Annotated in this window: 15 protein-coding genes; 7 read left to right on the top strand and 8 right to left on the bottom strand. The window is 53.6% G+C overall.

Annotated features, from left to right (window positions below; all coding sequences use genetic code 11):
* Positions 1-219 precede the first annotated feature (219 nt).
* From QWJ10_RS20950 to QWJ10_RS20940, 3 genes are all read left to right on the top strand, one after another.
* On the top strand, positions 220-816 hold the full coding sequence (locus QWJ10_RS20950; RefSeq protein WP_289929566.1) for an NAD(P)H-binding protein: 597 nt from the start codon (positions 220-222) through the stop codon (positions 814-816).
* A 143-nt stretch (positions 817-959) separates the two neighbouring features.
* Entirely contained in the window at positions 960-1181 is a 222-nt protein-coding gene (locus tag QWJ10_RS20945; protein WP_289929565.1) for a hypothetical protein, read from the top strand.
* A gap of 297 nt (positions 1182-1478) precedes the next feature.
* On the top strand, positions 1479-2255 hold the full coding sequence (locus tag QWJ10_RS20940; protein WP_019366715.1) for a hypothetical protein: 777 nt from the start codon (positions 1479-1481) through the stop codon (positions 2253-2255).
* A gap of 78 nt (positions 2256-2333) precedes the next feature.
* Here QWJ10_RS20940 and QWJ10_RS20935 read toward each other — a convergent pair whose 3' ends face one another.
* The 4 genes from QWJ10_RS20935 to QWJ10_RS20920 all read right to left on the bottom strand — a co-directional run bounded on the left by QWJ10_RS20935 (position 2334) and on the right by QWJ10_RS20920 (position 7103).
* A complete protein-coding gene (locus QWJ10_RS20935) occupies positions 2334-4196 on the bottom strand; it encodes a diguanylate cyclase (RefSeq protein ID WP_289929564.1) in 1863 nt (620 codons plus the stop codon).
* A 189-nt stretch (positions 4197-4385) separates the two neighbouring features.
* Positions 4386-4667 carry a hypothetical protein gene (locus QWJ10_RS20930; protein ID WP_010798824.1) on the bottom strand — a complete coding sequence of 94 codons (282 nt, stop codon included), beginning with the start codon at positions 4665-4667 and terminating at the stop codon, positions 4386-4388.
* 373 nt (positions 4668-5040) lie between these two features.
* A complete protein-coding gene (locus tag QWJ10_RS20925) occupies positions 5041-6300 on the bottom strand; it encodes a hypothetical protein (protein ID WP_289929563.1) in 1260 nt (419 codons plus the stop codon).
* A 647-nt stretch (positions 6301-6947) separates the two neighbouring features.
* A complete protein-coding gene (locus QWJ10_RS20920; protein WP_019366710.1) occupies positions 6948-7103 on the bottom strand; it encodes a hypothetical protein in 156 nt (51 codons plus the stop codon).
* A gap of 190 nt (positions 7104-7293) precedes the next feature.
* Here QWJ10_RS20920 and QWJ10_RS20915 point away from each other — a divergent pair, with 190 nt between their 5' ends.
* The 3 genes from QWJ10_RS20915 to QWJ10_RS20905 all read left to right on the top strand — a co-directional run bounded on the left by QWJ10_RS20915 (position 7294) and on the right by QWJ10_RS20905 (position 11674).
* Entirely contained in the window at positions 7294-9555 is a 2262-nt protein-coding gene (locus tag QWJ10_RS20915; protein ID WP_289929562.1) for an EAL domain-containing protein, read from the top strand.
* 152 nt (positions 9556-9707) lie between these two features.
* Positions 9708-11021 carry a PAS domain-containing methyl-accepting chemotaxis protein gene (locus QWJ10_RS20910; protein WP_289929561.1) on the top strand — a complete coding sequence of 438 codons (1314 nt, stop codon included), beginning with the start codon at positions 9708-9710 and terminating at the stop codon, positions 11019-11021.
* Between the two features lie 488 nt (positions 11022-11509).
* On the top strand, positions 11510-11674 hold the full coding sequence (locus tag QWJ10_RS20905; protein WP_010798829.1) for a hypothetical protein: 165 nt from the start codon (positions 11510-11512) through the stop codon (positions 11672-11674).
* Between the two features lie 333 nt (positions 11675-12007).
* Here the strand turns inward: QWJ10_RS20905 and QWJ10_RS20900 are convergent, their stop codons facing one another.
* The 3 genes from QWJ10_RS20900 to QWJ10_RS20890 all read right to left on the bottom strand — a co-directional run bounded on the left by QWJ10_RS20900 (position 12008) and on the right by QWJ10_RS20890 (position 14798).
* On the bottom strand, positions 12008-13033 hold the full coding sequence (locus tag QWJ10_RS20900; RefSeq protein WP_289929560.1) for a hypothetical protein: 1026 nt from the start codon (positions 13031-13033) through the stop codon (positions 12008-12010).
* Positions 13030-14379: a GTP-binding protein gene (locus tag QWJ10_RS20895; RefSeq protein ID WP_289929559.1), complete on the bottom strand. Its 1350-nt coding sequence runs from the start codon at positions 14377-14379 to the stop codon at positions 13030-13032. The genes QWJ10_RS20900 and QWJ10_RS20895 overlap by 4 nt, the downstream gene beginning before the upstream one ends.
* Positions 14380-14618: 239 nt before the next feature.
* Entirely contained in the window at positions 14619-14798 is a 180-nt protein-coding gene (locus tag QWJ10_RS20890) for an iron chelate uptake ABC transporter family permease subunit (protein ID WP_289929635.1), read from the bottom strand.
* Between the two features lie 1028 nt (positions 14799-15826).
* Between QWJ10_RS20890 and QWJ10_RS20885 the strand changes: the two genes are divergently transcribed.
* Positions 15827-16843, top strand: coding sequence for a LacI family DNA-binding transcriptional regulator (locus QWJ10_RS20885; RefSeq protein ID WP_289929558.1), 1017 nt, complete (start codon positions 15827-15829; stop codon positions 16841-16843).
* A 49-nt stretch (positions 16844-16892) separates the two neighbouring features.
* Here QWJ10_RS20885 and deoC read toward each other — a convergent pair whose 3' ends face one another.
* Positions 16893-17570, bottom strand: a complete 678-nt coding sequence (gene deoC / locus QWJ10_RS20880) for a deoxyribose-phosphate aldolase (RefSeq protein ID WP_289929557.1) — start codon at positions 17568-17570, stop codon at positions 16893-16895.
* Positions 17571-17644: the final 74 nt, after the last annotated feature.

Here is a 17644-nt window from a genome sequence, read left to right as displayed (position 1 = left end):
TTTCTGTTTGGCTATAGAGGCTATCGGCCAGTCACGTGCGGTCTTCAGCGGCGCGATAATATTTTTCTACAGAGCGACGAGGATTGTCCTACTGTTTTCTTAAAGCCTATGACGATCCGGCCGATGTAGCCTAAGCAGTGGGATGGCCGGTACGGTCGCGGCAGAACCTTGGGCGCTCCGTCCGGTCAGTCATCTAGGATTGACAGAGGCGAGGTTCTCATGACGTATGCAGCAGCACGAGCGCTCAAGGTCGCGGTCTACGGCGCGCAAAGCCCGCTGGGCCAGGCGTTGATCAACGAGTTGCTTAATCGCGAACATGAGGCCGTGCCGCTACAGGCAGATCTCAAGACATTGCCGCCCCGCCCCTATCCTCAATCAGCTCCTGGCAACCTATTCAGCGCCTATAAGGTCAGCCAGGGGGTGGCGGGAATGAAGGCAGTCGTCGCGGTACTGGAGCCGCCTCGCGTAGTAATTGAGGTCGAAGATCCCAACTACCTGATCGATGCTGTGGCTGCACTCATCAGCGGCCTGCGCAAAGGCAAGGTATCCCAGCTCATGCTAGTAGGTGATTTCGCCGCGCTGGAAGATGAGGATGTCGACCCTCGCTGGCGACGTGTCTGCCAGAAGATTCACGAACGGCTCGATACCAGCCCGCTTCACTGGACGCTGGTCAACTGTCCCATTCTGGATGAACGGGGAGCCAACGACTCGACCAGTCTCGAAGAAGATTATGAGCTTCTTCATCTCGCCGCCGAGGTCGCCGATGTACTTGAAAAACCCGGACACAGTGGTCGCCAGCTGAACCTTGATTCCTGACCCGCTCGTTCGCTGGCCTGAGGCAAGCATGGCCGCCTCTGTCAAGCAGAAAGTTGGACACTTCTTATACGTACCGCTTCACAAATCCATCAGTTGTGATATACCACGCGCCCGTTACCCATGAGCAGGAGGCAGGAGTCACCATGGACGCGTACTGGAAGCGTTATATCCGCTGCATCAAAAACCCGGACAGCCTAGGAGAGATTCGCTGGAACAAGAAGGCAGTCGAATCCTATGGCTGGCAACTGCTGCTGGAAAACCAGATCACGGAGGATCAGTACGCGGCATTTCTGGAACAGGAAAAAGCTGGCCGGTATATCGATGAGGATGTCGTTGAGCCTCAGCAGAGCTCACAAGCGAGCTAAGCCTCGCTCTTAAAAATTGCTATTATTAGGCAAATAATACTATTTATTCTTGATTTTAGCTATTATTTAGCTATTAAATAGCCATCATTATCGAAATCTTGGGAAATTTTATTTCCCTGAACTTTGCACACGTTCGCCGTTTCGCTTGTTCCAAATAGCAGTACGTGACTCCCCGCACAGTCACTCCTTATAAATACCGCTTCCTCCTCGCACAATGCGCCCCCGCAAACGCACCAGGATGCCGTTTGCAGCCCACACCTGTTGTTTAACCATCATAAATGTATGGAGGATAGGGTCTTGTTCACCCGTTCCCTGAAGCTTGCCACACTCTTTGCTGGATGCATCGCCAGCGCACATTACGCCGCTGCTGCTCAGAGTTCTGAGGCTTCTTCGTGCACCATTCGCATGTTGTTCGTTGGTAACAGCTACACCTATGCGAACAGTTTGACGACCACCCTGATGGGAATGGCGTCACGCGCCCACGACAGTGCATCGTCGTCTTGCACCATCGAGGCGGACTCGATTGCCAAACCCTCATATACCCTTGAGCAGCACTGGAACAGTGGAGCGGTACAAAGCAAGCTGGCAAGCAACACCTATGACTATGTTGTCCTGCAGGAGCACGCCGCTCGGCCACTGCTTCAGCCAGAGCGGCTGGAAGAATATGCGCTGAAATTCAATGACCTGATTCGTGCCCACCATGCCAAGCCGATTCTGTTCGAAACCTGGGCCAACGAGAATCAACAGGGTAAGCAACCACAGATCTATAAGGAGTACGTGAGCCTGGCGCGCAAGATGGGCGCCCAACTCTCCCCTTGCGGTGAGTCCTGGAAGGGTACGTTTGCAAGCGATTCAGTGGCCAAGCTGTACATAGCTGACGGGCGCCATGCCTCTTTCTCAGGCGGGTATGCCTGCGCCGCCTCCTTCTACACCTTGCTGTTCCGTCAGAAGCCTCTTCAGCCCAGCGCAGAAGAGGCCAATATCCTCGCGTCGGATAAGACATCCGCACCGGAGCTGCACCAGGCGGCTCACCAGGCCGTCGGTAAGCTGGCTCCGGATGTACGCGGCTGGTAAGCGCTTGGTCATCTACTGATCGCGCATACTGCAGGCCAGTCTCTTGCAGGCTGGCCTGTTGCAGGAGAGCTGTGCTGACTAATGGACAGTAATGGCAAAACAGGACTGGTTACGTCCTGCGGCCTTGGCCTGGTAAAGCGCTGTGTCAGCCGCTCTGGAATAGTCGACACGCGTATCGTCTGGTCGAGGAGAGCGGCATTCAACGCCAATACTTACTGTAAAATGCAGCGTTCCGCTGTCCGTTTTGATGCTGAGGGAGGCCATGTCGAGTCGAATACGTTCAACAAGCGTTGCCATTTCAGTCGGGGTGCGATTCATGAAGAGTAGAATGAACTCTTCTCCACCAAAACGCGCTGCATGATCGCCTACCTCCTGGGTATGATTCAGCAATACCTGCCCAACCTTGACCAGACACTCGTCACCTGTCGAATGACCATAGGTATCGTTAATTTGCTTGAAGTGATCGATATCGATCATGACAACACTCAGTATTTGCCCAGCTGCCAGGGCCTGTGCAAGCGAGGCGGTAAAGTTTTCTTCAAAAGCACTTCGGTTCTGTAACTGAGTCAGAGCATCCAGCCGACTCAGGCGTGACAGCTGAAGGTTTGCCTCCTCCAGGGCCAGGGTCCGCTCCCTCACTCGCCGCTCGAGCGCTTCGTTGGCTTCCTGCTGAAGAGTCAATAGTTTCTCTTGTGCCTGCAAGGTCGCCAACCGCTCCCGTGCCAGATGCTCACTGGTTCTTATTGCCTCCTGCTTTGCCTGTATTCGTGCTGCACGCTCACGGTTTATCCGCTCGGCCAAAGCCATCGACAGCAACAGGAACTCAAGCGCGAACCCCAGCATCTGGACATACAACGGATTGACCCACCCCTTGCTCAAGCCAGACATGACCAGCGTCATATATAAGGTGGCTAGATTGAGCACTATCCAGGCGATGGTGAAATAACGGGCCGATACATGGCCTCGCCACCACAAGGCAAGGCCAACCCATAACCCCGTGAGGCAGCTGAGAAAGACCATGACATCGATACCAAGAAACGGAATGAACGCAGGGTCAATCGCGATAATCAGCGAGGCGCCAAGCCAATAGATCAGGAAGCTTTTACATAAGACTAAAAAGAAGCGGCTGTGGCTGGATAACTGAAGAAAGTGCTTGATGAACTGGGCGGCCCCGGCCATGCAAAGCGAAATGGACAGAACGGTGGCACGCACTGCCAGTTCAGTCCATTCCGGCCACAGATACAACCGTCCAAAGCCGGTCGCACAGACCATATAGAAGATAGCACCGGCCAGATAACCGCTATACCAGAGATAGGCCCGGTCCCGTATGAAGACATAGAGTGATAGGTTGTAAGCCAGCATGATTACTGCTGCGCCCAGAAAGGCGCTCAGGCTCAGGGCTGTTTGCGTATAGATGCGCTCATACGCGGCAGGAGACATGATCTCCATCGGAATGGTCAGCGGCTGGCTCGCACGCATGCGACCATACAGAACCATGGCCTGATTGGGCGGCAAGTCAAGCGTAGCGACCGGATAAGGGCCGCTGGTGGCTTGCCTACTCAAGGGTATGCGATTACCAAGCGATTCGACTGAAGACCACCGCTCCAGAACAGGATCGAACAGGCGCAGCTCAAGCTGATCGATCAGAGGGGTTTCGGCCACCAGTAACCATCGGCGAACCTCGGACGAGGGGTTTTCCAGCCTTAATCGGATCCAGCTACCGTCCTGCTGATACCCAAGACTGATTAATGCCTTTGCGTTCGGCTGCCACGCGCTATCAGGTACAGCGTAGCGAATAGCCTCGAATGTCTCGGCGAAGGGGTGCAACAGATAGTCCGTCTGGTAGCCTGCAGGATAGTTATCCTGGTTATCCAGAACCAATACGCGTCCTGGTGCAGCAGGTGCTTCTGCTGCCAACGTGGAGCAAGCGATCAGCACCACGACGAGCGACGTAATACCTGCTGAACAGGACAGCCTTCGAAGGCAAGCGTGTAATACAAAAAGCAAAGCGACCATCGAAGAACCTGTCACACATCATCAAGAATAAAGCAGATCGTCAGCCCTACGAGTGGCTTGTCACTATCTGGCTCCAATACTCAGCCGGTTACCAGTCAGTTACTTAGCAGCGGCTCATTCAACACCCAACCTTTCCAAACGGTGTGCCTGTACCCGAGAAACAAAACCGCCGATCAACATGGCGGATGTTCCACTGACAAGCCCGGCCCCTTCCAGCGCAATCATGAAACCGTCAATCTTGGCAGCAGCCAGCTCCAGCTCAGATACATTCCGGGCGGTACGCAAAGCGTCTAGAAAGAAGTAGAAGCTATCGATATTGGCGGCCGGCAGTCGGGCACCGCAAATATTGTCCAGCCGGTTTTGCAGTTGATAGCAATCGAATTCGGTCAAGATCATGGATGTCTGCCCCTACCCAGTCGAACTGCCAGCTGATGTCTAGATGACACTTCGACTATAAGGAACGAAAACGTTTCCACTCGATATAACAGAACACTGCCGCTCTGCTTGCACTACCTGATGTATTGCAACAAGTATAATGGCACTCAGCCATCATCGTAATCATCAATGAGCGCTACTGGATAAATGGAGCAACAGAGGTGACGGCATGATAATAATAGACTGAACGGCTAGTACCTTTGGCATGTACTGGTGTATCGGTTATCTTTTTCACGCACTTATGCACGCATTGCCTGATATTTCCAGCTCGGGATACGCAGGCTGGTAGGTAAAAAAACGGCCCTCCACGGGCCGTTTTAATGTCAGATGCGGTTCAGGCCAACTGATAAGGCTCCCGCTCAGGATGATTGGACAGCGATTCGTTGGGCATCTGGCTATGAAACGTTTTAAGTGCCTGGAAAACAAATAACAAGGCAGTCATACCCTCCTGATATTCGAAGATACCTTGCAAAGGCCAGATAGAAAGATGGGCCAGGAACACAGCCAAGGTAAAATCCAGACTGGGATTCAGCCGCTTGGCCACTTTGAAATACACCAGGAAGCTGACCGGAATGATCGCGATGGTTAGAAAACCAAAGCGGAACAGCGTACCGATCACACCTACATCGGAAAGGAAGAAGTAGTAACTGAAGTAGTGCTTGAAACCATCATTCCACATCAGGCTCAGACTACCGCTGGGTACCCAGTTGTACTCATGCAGATGATCCATGATCTGGGCGATGGTAGCCTCGCGCACATTATCCGTAGCGCCGCTCTGGGCAGATTGCATGTAGAAATCGATATTAACCCCGAAAAGCTCGAGCAGGTCAGGATCGATAACGAAGGGGGAAACGAGCAAGCCGCCAATCACCGCCAGCTTCACGGACTTAACCCGCAGGCACAGGAACGTAAAGATGATGCACAAGAGAATGACCTGCCGGGTCTGTGTGACGAACACCAGTGTCGCAAGGTAAACGAGCGCCAACACTCCATAGCGAAGACCGGAGCGAGGGCTGCCGTCGATAGGTGATTTTCCTTTGCCCCAGAAGTAGATGCTCAGGCAGTAGCCAATGATCAGGGCAAATGCCCCGGTCGAGGCGCGGCCCGGTCGGCTGAGGTCCAGGTCCATCCCATCTCGCAGATCTGGCAACACCTCGAAATAGCACAGCCAGGACAGGACAACAGCCCCTAGCGCCACGATCAGAATGCAATTTTCAAACTGTGCCGCCGACACACGTTTGGCCAGGTACAACAAGGGAATGACACTAAAGCAGAGCAGCACCCTGCGTTCTTCGATTACCCCATAGACCAGCGGCTGACCATAAAAGAGTTCGGCAAACAACGCCGGGAGGAAGGTAAAGGTAAAAGCCGAAAACAGACAGAACAGGAACGCAACACTGTAATCTTTTCGTTCAGCTCCAACGGTTCCCACTAGAAACATGGCGCTGAAACCCAAACAGGCGGCCAGATAAAGCTCTGTCAGGTATTTGATACCAATAGGGTTCTGGGGATTCTGCTCAAGCAGCCCGAAATGCAGCACAAATGCCAACCCCAACAAACCACAGTACAACGTATTTGTACTTACTTTCTTCATTGACTACCCGTCCTATTACCTGGACATGACGTGCCGCCTGATGCGGCTACACAACCGATATGCAATCCTTGATTGCACCACTCTGAAACACCAACAACCTACCGCGCTCAAGCCGTGGGGACACACCTGCTACTAAAGTCACTGCTCAAAAGCGCGAACGCAACCGATCAACTTACAGCATCAAATGGTTACATTTGTACATACAAAAAACTTAAATTGACTTGACAGACCTTGATGCCAACAGTCGGACTCTAGGATCTAAAAGAGTTCAATAGGGCGCAATGAAAGCCATCAAGGCGATGCATAAAGGGAGAAGTCGCTAACACTTAGGGCTGAGAGGAAGCGAGAAGATACTGCGCCCAGCAGATACAGGGCGCTACGGAAGAGCCCTATACGTAATAGAGCAGAACATCGCGCCTGTAATGCCAGGCGGCGAGTTCATTCAACAGTAATGGAGGTAACACAAGTTAACCCTGAATGACAGCGTTGAACTTTTCCTCCGTGTCGACATCCTCGGCCATGACCAGCTTGCCCTGGGCATGACATGGCGAAACGATGGATGCGAGGCTGCTCAAATAAGGGACATTTCCAGCCGCTTGACGATAGGCATGTCGAGCCTGATGGTGTCGGTAGGAAATTGGCGGACATTAGCCAAAGAACACTACAGCGCTTGCAAGAACAAAGGCAAACAGTCCGATATAGGCCAGAGGCCGATCAAGGCGAACAGTACGTGTCGCCTTATAGCTGCGCCCCATGTGCCCTAGCACAAGCGCTACGATCAACATCCCTGCTGCAATGAACATTCCTGTTAAACCTGTACTCAAACCGCTGCGCTGTTCTATTTCAGCGCTTGCCATTGACAAAAGTCCCCAATAACGGGCTCAGATCGCTGTTATCCGACGATTGGGCCGCATTTATCTAGCAATTTTGACTCAGACGTCTATCTGAATGCCAGTACGGAATTGCGCCTAGGCGAAGGAGACCAAAGTCGCCATGTTTGTGGATTTTCTTTCTAATGCCGCTTTACTTCTGGCGCTCTGCTGGCTACGGGACTACCTCTGGCGTACCTGGCCACACAAGGTACTGTCATCGGAACTGATTGTTGGATGTGCAACAGGCCTGATCTGTATTGCCGTCATGATACATCCCGTACCGATTGGCCTCGGGATCTTTGTAGATGCGCGGCTGGCCATACTGTCGGTAACCGCGTTGATGGCAGGCCCCCTGGTTGCTGGTATCGCAGCGGCAATCACGGCGCTGTATAGGTTCTGGCTAGGCGGCGTAGGGGCCTACCCCGGCGTATTGAATGCCTTCATGGCGGTGGCGTTAGGTCTCGCTTATCGCATGGCCTACCACCGAGGCTGGATCAGGCAAGGCCCTCTTCAGGTACTGTTGCTGGGCGGTGCGGTACATGCCCTCGCCCTGCTCACGCTTACCCTCGTATATGGCCCTTTCGGCCAGGCGGCTCAACGTACCATGCTGGCCATGATGCTGACGATGCCCCCTACAGGCCTGCTCGTCTGGCTTCTGTTTCGTGACCAGGAAAAACGCAATCAGGCTGAACAGGCTCTGGCGCGAAGCGAAGCCCGGCTGAGCGCCATTACCCAGGCAATTCCTGACATCCTGTTGGTTATCGATCAGGACGGTCGCTTTCAAGAGGTCGCCTCGTCCTCCCATGATACCAAGAAGATCAATGAGCACTTGGCGAAGGTGGGCCAGCGATTACAGGATGTGCTGCCTTATACCCAGGCGAACTACCTGACCACCTGGGTCAGAAAGGTCCTGAAAAGCCCGACACCTCTTACCGTGGAATACCAGCTCAGCTCTCCTTCGGGGGAGCGCTATTTCGAGGGCAAGGCCCAGGCAATCGCTTCGGATGCAGAACATAAGCAGGCGATCGTTATGGTAACTCGTGATGTCACGGCTAGGCATGAGTATGAAGAGCAGATCCGTCGGCTGGCGTTTTACGACACCCTGACCGAACTTCCCAATCGGCGATTTTTCCTGGAGCGGCTCAAAACGGCCCAGCTTGCCTGCCAGCGACACGGACATAGCGGCGCCCTGCTATTCATCGATCTGGATAACTTCAAAAACATCAATGATCTGTATGGTCACGATGCCGGCGATACCGTTCTCAAGGAAGCAGCACACCGTCTGAAACAGATCGTGCGGGCGACCGATACCGTGGCTCGCCTGGGTGGGGATGAGTTTGTCATCCTGCTGGAAGGCTTGTCGGAAGACGAACAAGCTGCCGCGCACCAGGCAAGTCACATCGGCCAGCAGGTGCTGGCGGCCCTAGAACGTCCTTTCGAATTCGAACAAGGCAATCAGACTATTAGCGGTAGCGTAGGCATTGTGTTGTTTGACAGCAGAAGTGCAAGCTACGACTTGCTTCAGCAGGCCGACATCTCCATGTATTCGGCCAAGAGCCACGGCAAGAATGCCATTCGCTTTTACGATCCGAGCATGCAAAGCAGCATTGCTGCTCGCCTGCAACTGGAGCAACAGATCCGGCAAGGGCTGCTCGACAATGAATTCCGCGTTTACTATCAGCTTCAGTGGAGCGATCAGAAAGGGCTTATCGGCCTTGAAGCGCTTCTGCGCTGGCAGCATCCGGATTGGGGCCTGGTAGGCCCTGCCGCGTTTCTGGAAGTCGCAAGCAACACAGGATTACTTACCGAGTTGGACCGTTGGCTGCTCGATGAGGTGTGCTCGCAGTTGCTTGCCTGGTCAAAAGAGCCTTCTCTCGCCCACCTACCGGTTTCGGTCAATGTCTGCGCGTCCCATCTACGGCAATCCAGTTTTGCCACTGAGGTTATGGACGTCTTGAAACACAAGCATATCGATCCTGCCCTGATCAAAATCGAGCTGACCGAGGCAACCCTGATACTGGACCTCGACCAGGCCTGTTCGCATATCGAAACACTTAGAGGACAAGGTGTTCGCTTCGCCCTGGATGACTTCGGTACCGGGTACTCATCACTCAACTATCTGCAGAAGCTCCCCATCGATCAGGTCAAGATCGACCAGAGCTTTGTGCAACGGCTGCCAGGGTCGGAGAGTGTTGCCATCATCCAGGCCATTTCCGGTCTGGCTACGACCTTTGGCCTCGATATCGTAGCAGAGGGTGTGGAAAGTGAAGCACAGCGCCAGCTGCTGGCCGAAAATGGTTGCACAACCTATCAGGGCTATCTGTTCGCTAAACCCTTGCCGGCTAGAGACGTAGTCCGTGCGGCGGAACTGGCCAGCAACTGACGGGAGTGATTGCCAATGTGACAGACCAGCTGCCTAATCCTGCCGCTGGTCTGTCATAAATATTTAATGACCATCTGTCTTTCATTAAATCCTGTGGGCGCCGATAAATGAACCAAGCCTCCCCTTTCGGCCGCTTACTTCAAGGATCAATCATGTTCTTCAAACGCCTCAAACAGGAATTGGCCGCCCTGCGGGAAAGACTCTCGGTTGTACAACAGGTCAAACAAAGCCTCGATACATCGATGATTGGCTTTACCCTTGACTCACGAGGCGTGATTGAACAGGTCAACGAGCAATTCATGCTTGAAATGCTCTACAAAAGCCATGAGATCGTCGGTCGCAATATTGACGAGCTGGTTCCAGTGCATATCAAGCAAACCGATATCTATCGACGGATGAAGGTTGCGCTTCAAAAAGGTGAACACTTCAGTGGCGTTGTACGTCTGCTCAGGGCAGACGGGAAAGAAGCTTGGCTACGCTGCCTGTGGCAACCGATACGCAATGCTTCGGGTCAAGTTGACCAGTTTTATATCTACGCAAACAACCTGACCCGTACGATCGAGACCTCCCGCGAGCACGAAAGCCTAATCAAGGCGCTGTTACGCTCAACTGCTGTCATTGAGTTCAACCTAAACGGCGAAGTAATCACAGCCAATGACCGCTTCCTCAGTGCTATGGGTTATACGCTGGATCAAATCAAGGGCAAGCACCACCGCCTGTTCTGTGAGCCGGCCGAGTACAATTCGTCTGAATATCAGGATTTTTGGGCCAAGCTCAATCGCAGCGAATTCGTCAGCGGCCGCTTCAAGCGCGTGGACAAATATGGCCATATCGTCTGGCTTGAAGCTTCCTACAACCCCATCCTCAACGCTGAGGACAAGCTGTGCAAGGTCGTGAAGTTCGCAACGGTCATTACAGATCAGGTCAACCGTGAAAACGCCGTCATCGAGGCGGCCGGTATCGCCTACGGCACGTCGCAACAAACCGATGCCGCGGCCAGAAAAGGTGCTGGCGTAGTCAACCAGACCATCGATATCATGCAGCAGTTGTCCAAGCAGATGGAGCATGCTGCTGAAGGCATCGAAGCACTAGACAAGCAGTCACTCATGATCGGCTCGATCGTTAAGACAATCAGTAGTATTGCAGACCAAACTAATCTGCTGGCTCTCAACGCGGCTATTGAAGCCGCCCGCGCGGGTGAGCAAGGTCGTGGTTTCGCGGTCGTGGCCGATGAAGTACGTCAGCTGGCAGCCCGAACGAGCAAGGCAACCGAAGAAATCGTTGGCGTCGTGCAAGAGAACCAGGCACTGGCTCAGGAAGCCGTCTCCCGCATGTCTCAAGGCAAGAACCAGGCAGAACAGGGTCTGGCGCTAGCCTCTGAAGCCGGTGTGGTCATCGTCGATATTCAAGACGGCGCTCAGCGAGTAGTTGACGCAGTGGGCCAGTTCAACCAACTGACAACATAAGCCACACAGCGTCTTCTCGCATAAAAGGGCTCTGCGGGTGACTGTTTGCAGACCGCGTGTTGGGCCGTACCAGGCTCTATGGAGCTTGGTCTGGAGCTGAATGTATACAGTTCGTCCAATAACGTAAAAAGCAACCCCAAAAAATTTAATTTTTTTTGGGTCAGCTAAGTCCATGCCAGCAAAAGATTTTTTTACACGTCAATGCAATATTACGGAAATATTTGCGTGCCATTGGGCAGAACCCCCTAGAGGGAACGAGCGGTCATCATTAGAATGCGCGCCCCTAACCCATGGAACTCGAACCGGTAGCGGCTAAAGTCGTTATCAGGTAATCCATGTGCGCACGGCGGCCGGCAGTCCACACGATATGTCTTGGCCCTGTGAAGTCGAATTACTCATTGAAATTGACAGATCTCCTGTGAGAAGGCCTCGCGCGTACTAACAGGAGGTAATACGCCATATCGATCTGATTATCCCACGAGGACATGATGGACGTTACCCAATTTGATACGCTTATCCAGCTGCTTGAAACGCTTCCCCTGCATAATCTGACCGAAGCCCAACTGGACCGTCTGCATGCTGCAGCCGATGTCTGTTTCTGTGAAGTTGAAGAAGAGTGGGACAAGCGGGAAAGCACGACGGTAGTCGCCTGATACGCCTTGCTTGACTACAGGGGACGCCTCCCCTGTCTGAAGAGCCCGCCGGTTGTTTTTATCTCCATCTCGTGACAAGACGCTCAGTCTGAAAACACAGCGGCTCGATGATCAAACAAAGCCGCCCCTGACCCAGGGGCGGCTTTGTCGTTTCTGGGTATAACGATCAACTCTGCCTATCCACTCTCACAAATAACTGCTTCATACGCTGGGCTTTACCGAGTCGACTAAGACATTTGACCCCCAACAGGTGTACGGAGACGTACCGAACCCGACAATTCTGTAATTCCGCCGACGCAGTGCGGCACGCCCTGGCGTACCGCACTGCTGCGTTCAAGGCTTCACAGGCACCAGGCACAACCGCAAGCGGCCGGAACTGTAGCCAATCGCCAGGACCTGATCATCTTCGCTCCAGGCCATGGAGCTTACACCCGCCTCATCCAGCAAGCCTGCCAATGGTTCACCACGGGCCAGATCAAAAATAACTGTGAGACCATCGTCTCCACCGGAGGCTAGGCGGCTGTCTGCATGGCTGAACACAATAGAGCTGATGGGTTTGGTATGTACGGGCAGTACTACCGGCTTGCTGCTTTGTGGCCCTTTACCTGAACAATCCCAGATAATCAGAGAAGCTGCACCGCCTGTTGCGAAGTAGCGGCTGTCAGCACTCCAATCAAAATGCCTGACCTTGGATGGGTACCCACTCATGCGAAAATCTTCGCCGCTTTTCAGATACCACAGGTGAATAGCATTGTCCTGGCATCCGGCGGCAATAAACCGCTGATCTGGACTGACCGAGAGACTCAGCAGAGAGTCTTTCCAGGGGAAGTGCCGCAGGGGCTGCTCACGCTCCGCAGACCATTGGTTGACCAGCCCATAGCAGCTGCTGAGCAGGGTAGCATCAGCCAGCCATAACAACCCTGTGACCGTACTGGCGGTCTGTCCAAAGCTTTGCTTCAGCTTGCCTTCGGCGGTCCAGAGCTGGATCTGCCGGCCAGCTGCTGAAGCCAATCCGCCCTCGGCTGACCAGCATAAGAATTCAACCCAACTACGTCCGCTATCCAGCTGATGTACTTTACTGCCCGTAGCGGGTTCCCACAGGATAATACCGCCCTGCTGCCCGCCACTGGCCAAAAGGTTACCGTCAGGTGACCACGCTAATGCACTGGTCGCCAGCCCATGCACCGCATGACGCCATACTTCGCGACCATTAGCCGTGTCATACACCGCAACCGAACCGTCTGCATAGGCCGTCGCCAGCCGGGTATTGTCTGGCGACCAGACCAGCGTGTTGATGTGCTCGCCACCCTCCACTTGCCATAGGCTCTGCAAGCGTTGTACCGCTGTGGAGTCGCTCATGCCAGGCAACCTTTCAGTCCTGCTATTAGCTCTTCGCGGTCCAGATTACGGCCAATGAATACGATTTCGCTCTGGCGTTTCTCATTGGGCTGCCACAACCGATCCGGGCCGCCATCAAGCAACATATGAACGGCTTGGAAGACGAATCGGCGATTCTCCTGTGCAATGTTTAGAATGCCTTTGGTTCGTAGGATGTCCTGCCCCTTCCGAGCCAGTAGCGAACCTAGCCATTGATTGACCTTTGCCTCCGACAGCGCCCCTTCCAAGGTAATGCCAACAGAGCTGATTTCTTCATCATGGCTATGGGACGCGGCAAACTCGCGTTGACTGCTCGGCTCAAGGCGAACGCCGGACTGCTCCAGTCGCAGCCCAAACTCTTCAGGCCCATGCTCGGTTATCAGAGCATAGTATCCCGCCGCCGGAATCAGCAGATTTACCGTCTGCTCTGCGTCGTCTTCCGGTACTTTCAAATTGACGGCCTGGCGACCAGGCACCAGCTTGGTACCTGCACGGATCTTTTTGGCCTCTCGATCAAAGGCTCCTTCGGCAATAACAACAGCCCTGTCCAGATCATCCTCACTGTCGCCATTGACAGGCATCAGCAGCGCGCCAATGAAAGGATCGGGTCCTGCCCCATAACGGAGCTCGGTAATACCCGCCGGCAAATGCCAGATTCCAGCCCACTCAAACGGATATTCCTTCTGTAGAAAGTCTGGCCGTTGGTCCAACACCCGTTCCAGATCAAAGCCGCCCACGTTCATGACAGTAGGAATATCGACTTCGGCATTGACGGTCCGATGGATACGAGCCAACGAATTCATCTTGCGGATTCGTGTTTCCAGTTCGTCCAGCCTGGCGGGCTCGACCAGATCCGTCTTGTTCAGCAGGATGACATCGGCAAAGGCAATCTGCTCTCGTACCTCACTGCTGTCCTCCAGGTGCAACCAGACATGGTGAGCATCGACCACGGTAATGATGCCGTCCAGCTGGAGCTGCGCTCGGATTTCGTCATCGACAAAGAACGTTTGCGCCACCGGGCCGGGATCGGCCATGCCCGTGGTCTCCACGAGAATATGATCGAACTTGTCACGGCGGTTCATCAGGTTGCCCAGGATCCGGATGAGGTCACCCCGTACCGTGCAGCAGATACAACCATTATTCATCTCAAAGACTTCTTCGTCGGCATTAACCACCAAGGCGTCATCAATGCCGATCTCGCCAAACTCATTTTCAATCACAGCAATACGCATACCATGCTGCTTGCTAAGGATGTGATTGAGCAACGTCGTTTTGCCTGAACCCAGAAAGCCGGTCAGCACCGTGACAGGGACACGTAGATCTGACATAAAGCACTCATTTAGCGATGTTATTACATAACTTAACGCATGAGGAAGTTAGCGTCTATATGGCGCTTGATAGGGTGTTTGGTTAATTCGATGTCCCTAGTCGGGAAAAACGTCTTATTTCATCGCACAGCATATAGGCGTCATGCATCTTTTTTCGAGCAAAAGGCTTCATGTTTTCTGCATTCATCGTTTCTGCCCTCAATATAAGAAAGAAACCGCCCAGAACAGCCGTTGCGATATCAATAGGAAGATCGTCGGATGTGAATAAGGTATGCTGCCATGTCAATCCATAGCAGAAACAGCCCGCCTAGTAGTGCTGCCGCCGGTAAAGGTTGCCGATGTTTGGCCCCGATAAACCGCCTCGCCAGATGTGGGAGCATCAGTCTGACAAATCCGATGGCGCTGCTGACCGCCACCATGACGCCTGAAAGCAACGAGGCACAGGTATAGGCCAGCAAGGGAACCCTGGTTTACTCAAGTATTACTGGCTTACTGAGTAAGGTTGAGCTGATAACTGAACTGCTCTTTCACCTATCCTCCGCCATCAAAGGCCATGCCACAGGTCATAGCTGCCGTAGCCCAAACGTAGATGATTTTGGATCGGCTTCTGCAGGGACTGTTTTGACAGGACGTTGTCCCCTACACCAGCCGCGACTTCGCCATAAAATAGAGAGGCGAGTCCCCATAGCAGCTTAATCAGCCCAACTGATTACAGGTCCGTTGGAAACGTGGCCGTCCGTAATCGATATAAAGGCTCGCTCCGTCATGGAGCTGAATGACCAAACGTTACTCTGTAAAACCACGACGTTCATGCAGTGCCGTACCGCCCTATACGACTAATAAAGGGCGGCCTTGAAACAGCGTCTTAACAGATAGATTTACATCTGATGAGCCTCCTCCCCGTCTATTACCGAAAGGCTGGCAGGCCTCTCCGGAGGCGTAAGACTACTCAAGGGGTTGTTACATTTTCGGTTTTAAGCCTGTCGCCGGGTTGCACTCCAAACCAGACGCCTACCGTTGCGTCTGGTAATGTTGGCGGTGTCTCGGCAGCCATAACTGAAAAATGAAAAGATGGAGTTACCAGGCCATGCAGCACGCTTCATGGGGTACGTCCACGATATAAATTGAGAGGATTAGCAATCCAATAAGTCAACTGAATCGGTTACGTTATGACGTATTATTAATGAAGGAGTGTAGGACCGATCTAAAACTCAGAAGCCTGCTGCCAGCTCCTAGGGAGAGTGTTGTCTCAGCGAGACGCAATCCTTTCGGCTCTGATGAAAGTGCAAAACCATAGGTATGCTAAGAATTGCCTGGTCTTCTGCATTCCCGAGCCGCCTTATCCGTCCAGATAGAATCATTTGCTTGTAGCCCCTCTTGGACAGCGCTACCTTAGATGGCTATATCCCAGATGTACGACTCATAACAACAACGCACTGATTAACCTATGCCCAGAACAGGTTCCCGTACCACTGGCCGCCCTACGCTGGCCGAAGTAGCCAGACTGGCCGCTGTTTCGCCCATTACTGCATCACGAGCCCTGCGAGGGGTTGCCACGGTTGCGCCCGAGCTGGTCGAAAAAGTTCGCGAGGCCGCCCGTGCCCTGGGTTACGTTGCCAACCCTGCCGCCCGCACCCTGGCCTCCGCAAAAAGTCAATCCGTTGTGGTGCTGATCCCTTCGCTGTCAAACCAGCTGTTCATCGAGAGTCTAGAGGCTATCCATCAGGTTTTAAGACCTCACGGGCTGGAGGTACTGATTGGCAATTATCACTACTCGCCTGAAGAAGAAGAAAACCTGATTCGCAATTATCTGGCGTATCAGCCCAGGGGAATTCTACTGACAGGCTTTGACAGAACGGAGCATGCCCGTCAGCTACTAGCTGCTAGTCGCGTTCCTTGCGTACATATGATGGAACTGGATGCGGATACGGCTACGTGCAGCGCTGGTTTCTCCCAATATGCTGCGGGGGCAGCGGCGGCCCGGCACCTGATTGAGCGTGGCCGCCAACGCATTGCCTATATTGCGGCCCAGCTCGATCCACGCGCGCTAAGGCGTGGCGATGGATTTCGGGAAACCCTACAGCAAGCCGGCATGTATGATCCTGCTTTGGAGATACTTGATGTCCGGCCCTCCTCGATCGAATTGGGAGCTACCTTGTTCACTGATCTCATGCACCGGCATCCTGGCGTGGATGGGATCTTCTTTTGTAACGATGACCTGGCACACGGAGCGATTTTTCAGGCCCAGCGCCAGGGTATTTCCATTCCCCACCAGGTCGCCCTGGTCGGTTTCAATGATCTGCCGGCCTCGGCCCATATGGTGCCGCGCCTTACGTCCATCCGGACACCCCGGGAAGCCGTAGGTCATCAAGCCGCCATGTTACTCCTGGACCTGATGGCAGAACGTACCGGACCAACCCAGATCGACCTGGGATTTGAATTGGTCGTGCGGGAAAGTAGCTAGACTGGGTGATATAGGGCCATCTGTTGGAATGCATGCTCATACGCAGCGGTCAGTAGGGCTTGTCTGATCCCGCCCCTTGTACGATCGCCACGCCAGAGCTGGTACCAAGGCGGGTAGCACCCGCCTCAATCATGGCAACGGCGGTGGCGTAATCCCGAACACCGCCCGAAGCCTTGACTCCCATATCAGGCCCAACGACCCGGCGCATCAGGCGAACATCTTCAAGGGTTGCGCCCTGATGACTGAAGCCGGTAGACGTCTTTACAAACGCAACGCCCAGCTCCCGACAGATAACACAAGCCTGCTCCTTCTGCAGATCATCCAGCAGGCAGGTTTCCAGAATGACCTTGAGCGGAACGGAACCGCAGGCAGCAAGTACCTGTGCAATGTCGCTGCGGACCTCTTCCAGCAAACCATCCTTCAACCAACCGATATTCAGCACCATATCGATCTCCTGAGCACCGTTTACAATGGCACGTTCGGCCTCGAACGCCTTGGTTTCGCTTAACCCTGCTCCAAGCGGAAACCCCACTACAGCGCACACACGCGACGGAGTCTCTTTCAGGCATTGAGCCACATAGGGCACATGCGCCGAATTTACGCATACGGAATAAAACCCATACTGCTGCGCCTCTTGGCACAGCTGCCGAAGCTGTTCGCGCGAGGCATTGGCAGCCAGTAGCGTGTGGTCGATGTAGTGAGCAAGGCTAGCCGGTTCGATAGTCATGGCGTTACGTCCGTAGCGGTCGCATTAAAGACGCGTACGTTAAATAAAAAACAGCCTGCAAGGCAAACGCCTGC

It is taken from the genome of Pseudomonas sp. WAC2 (genome assembly GCF_030403525.1).
In the GTDB taxonomy this organism is placed as follows: Bacteria; Pseudomonadota; Gammaproteobacteria; order Pseudomonadales; family Pseudomonadaceae; genus Chryseomonas; species Chryseomonas luteola.
Note: the sequence above shows the minus strand (reverse complement) of the source record. Positions and strands in the feature narration are given on the sequence as shown.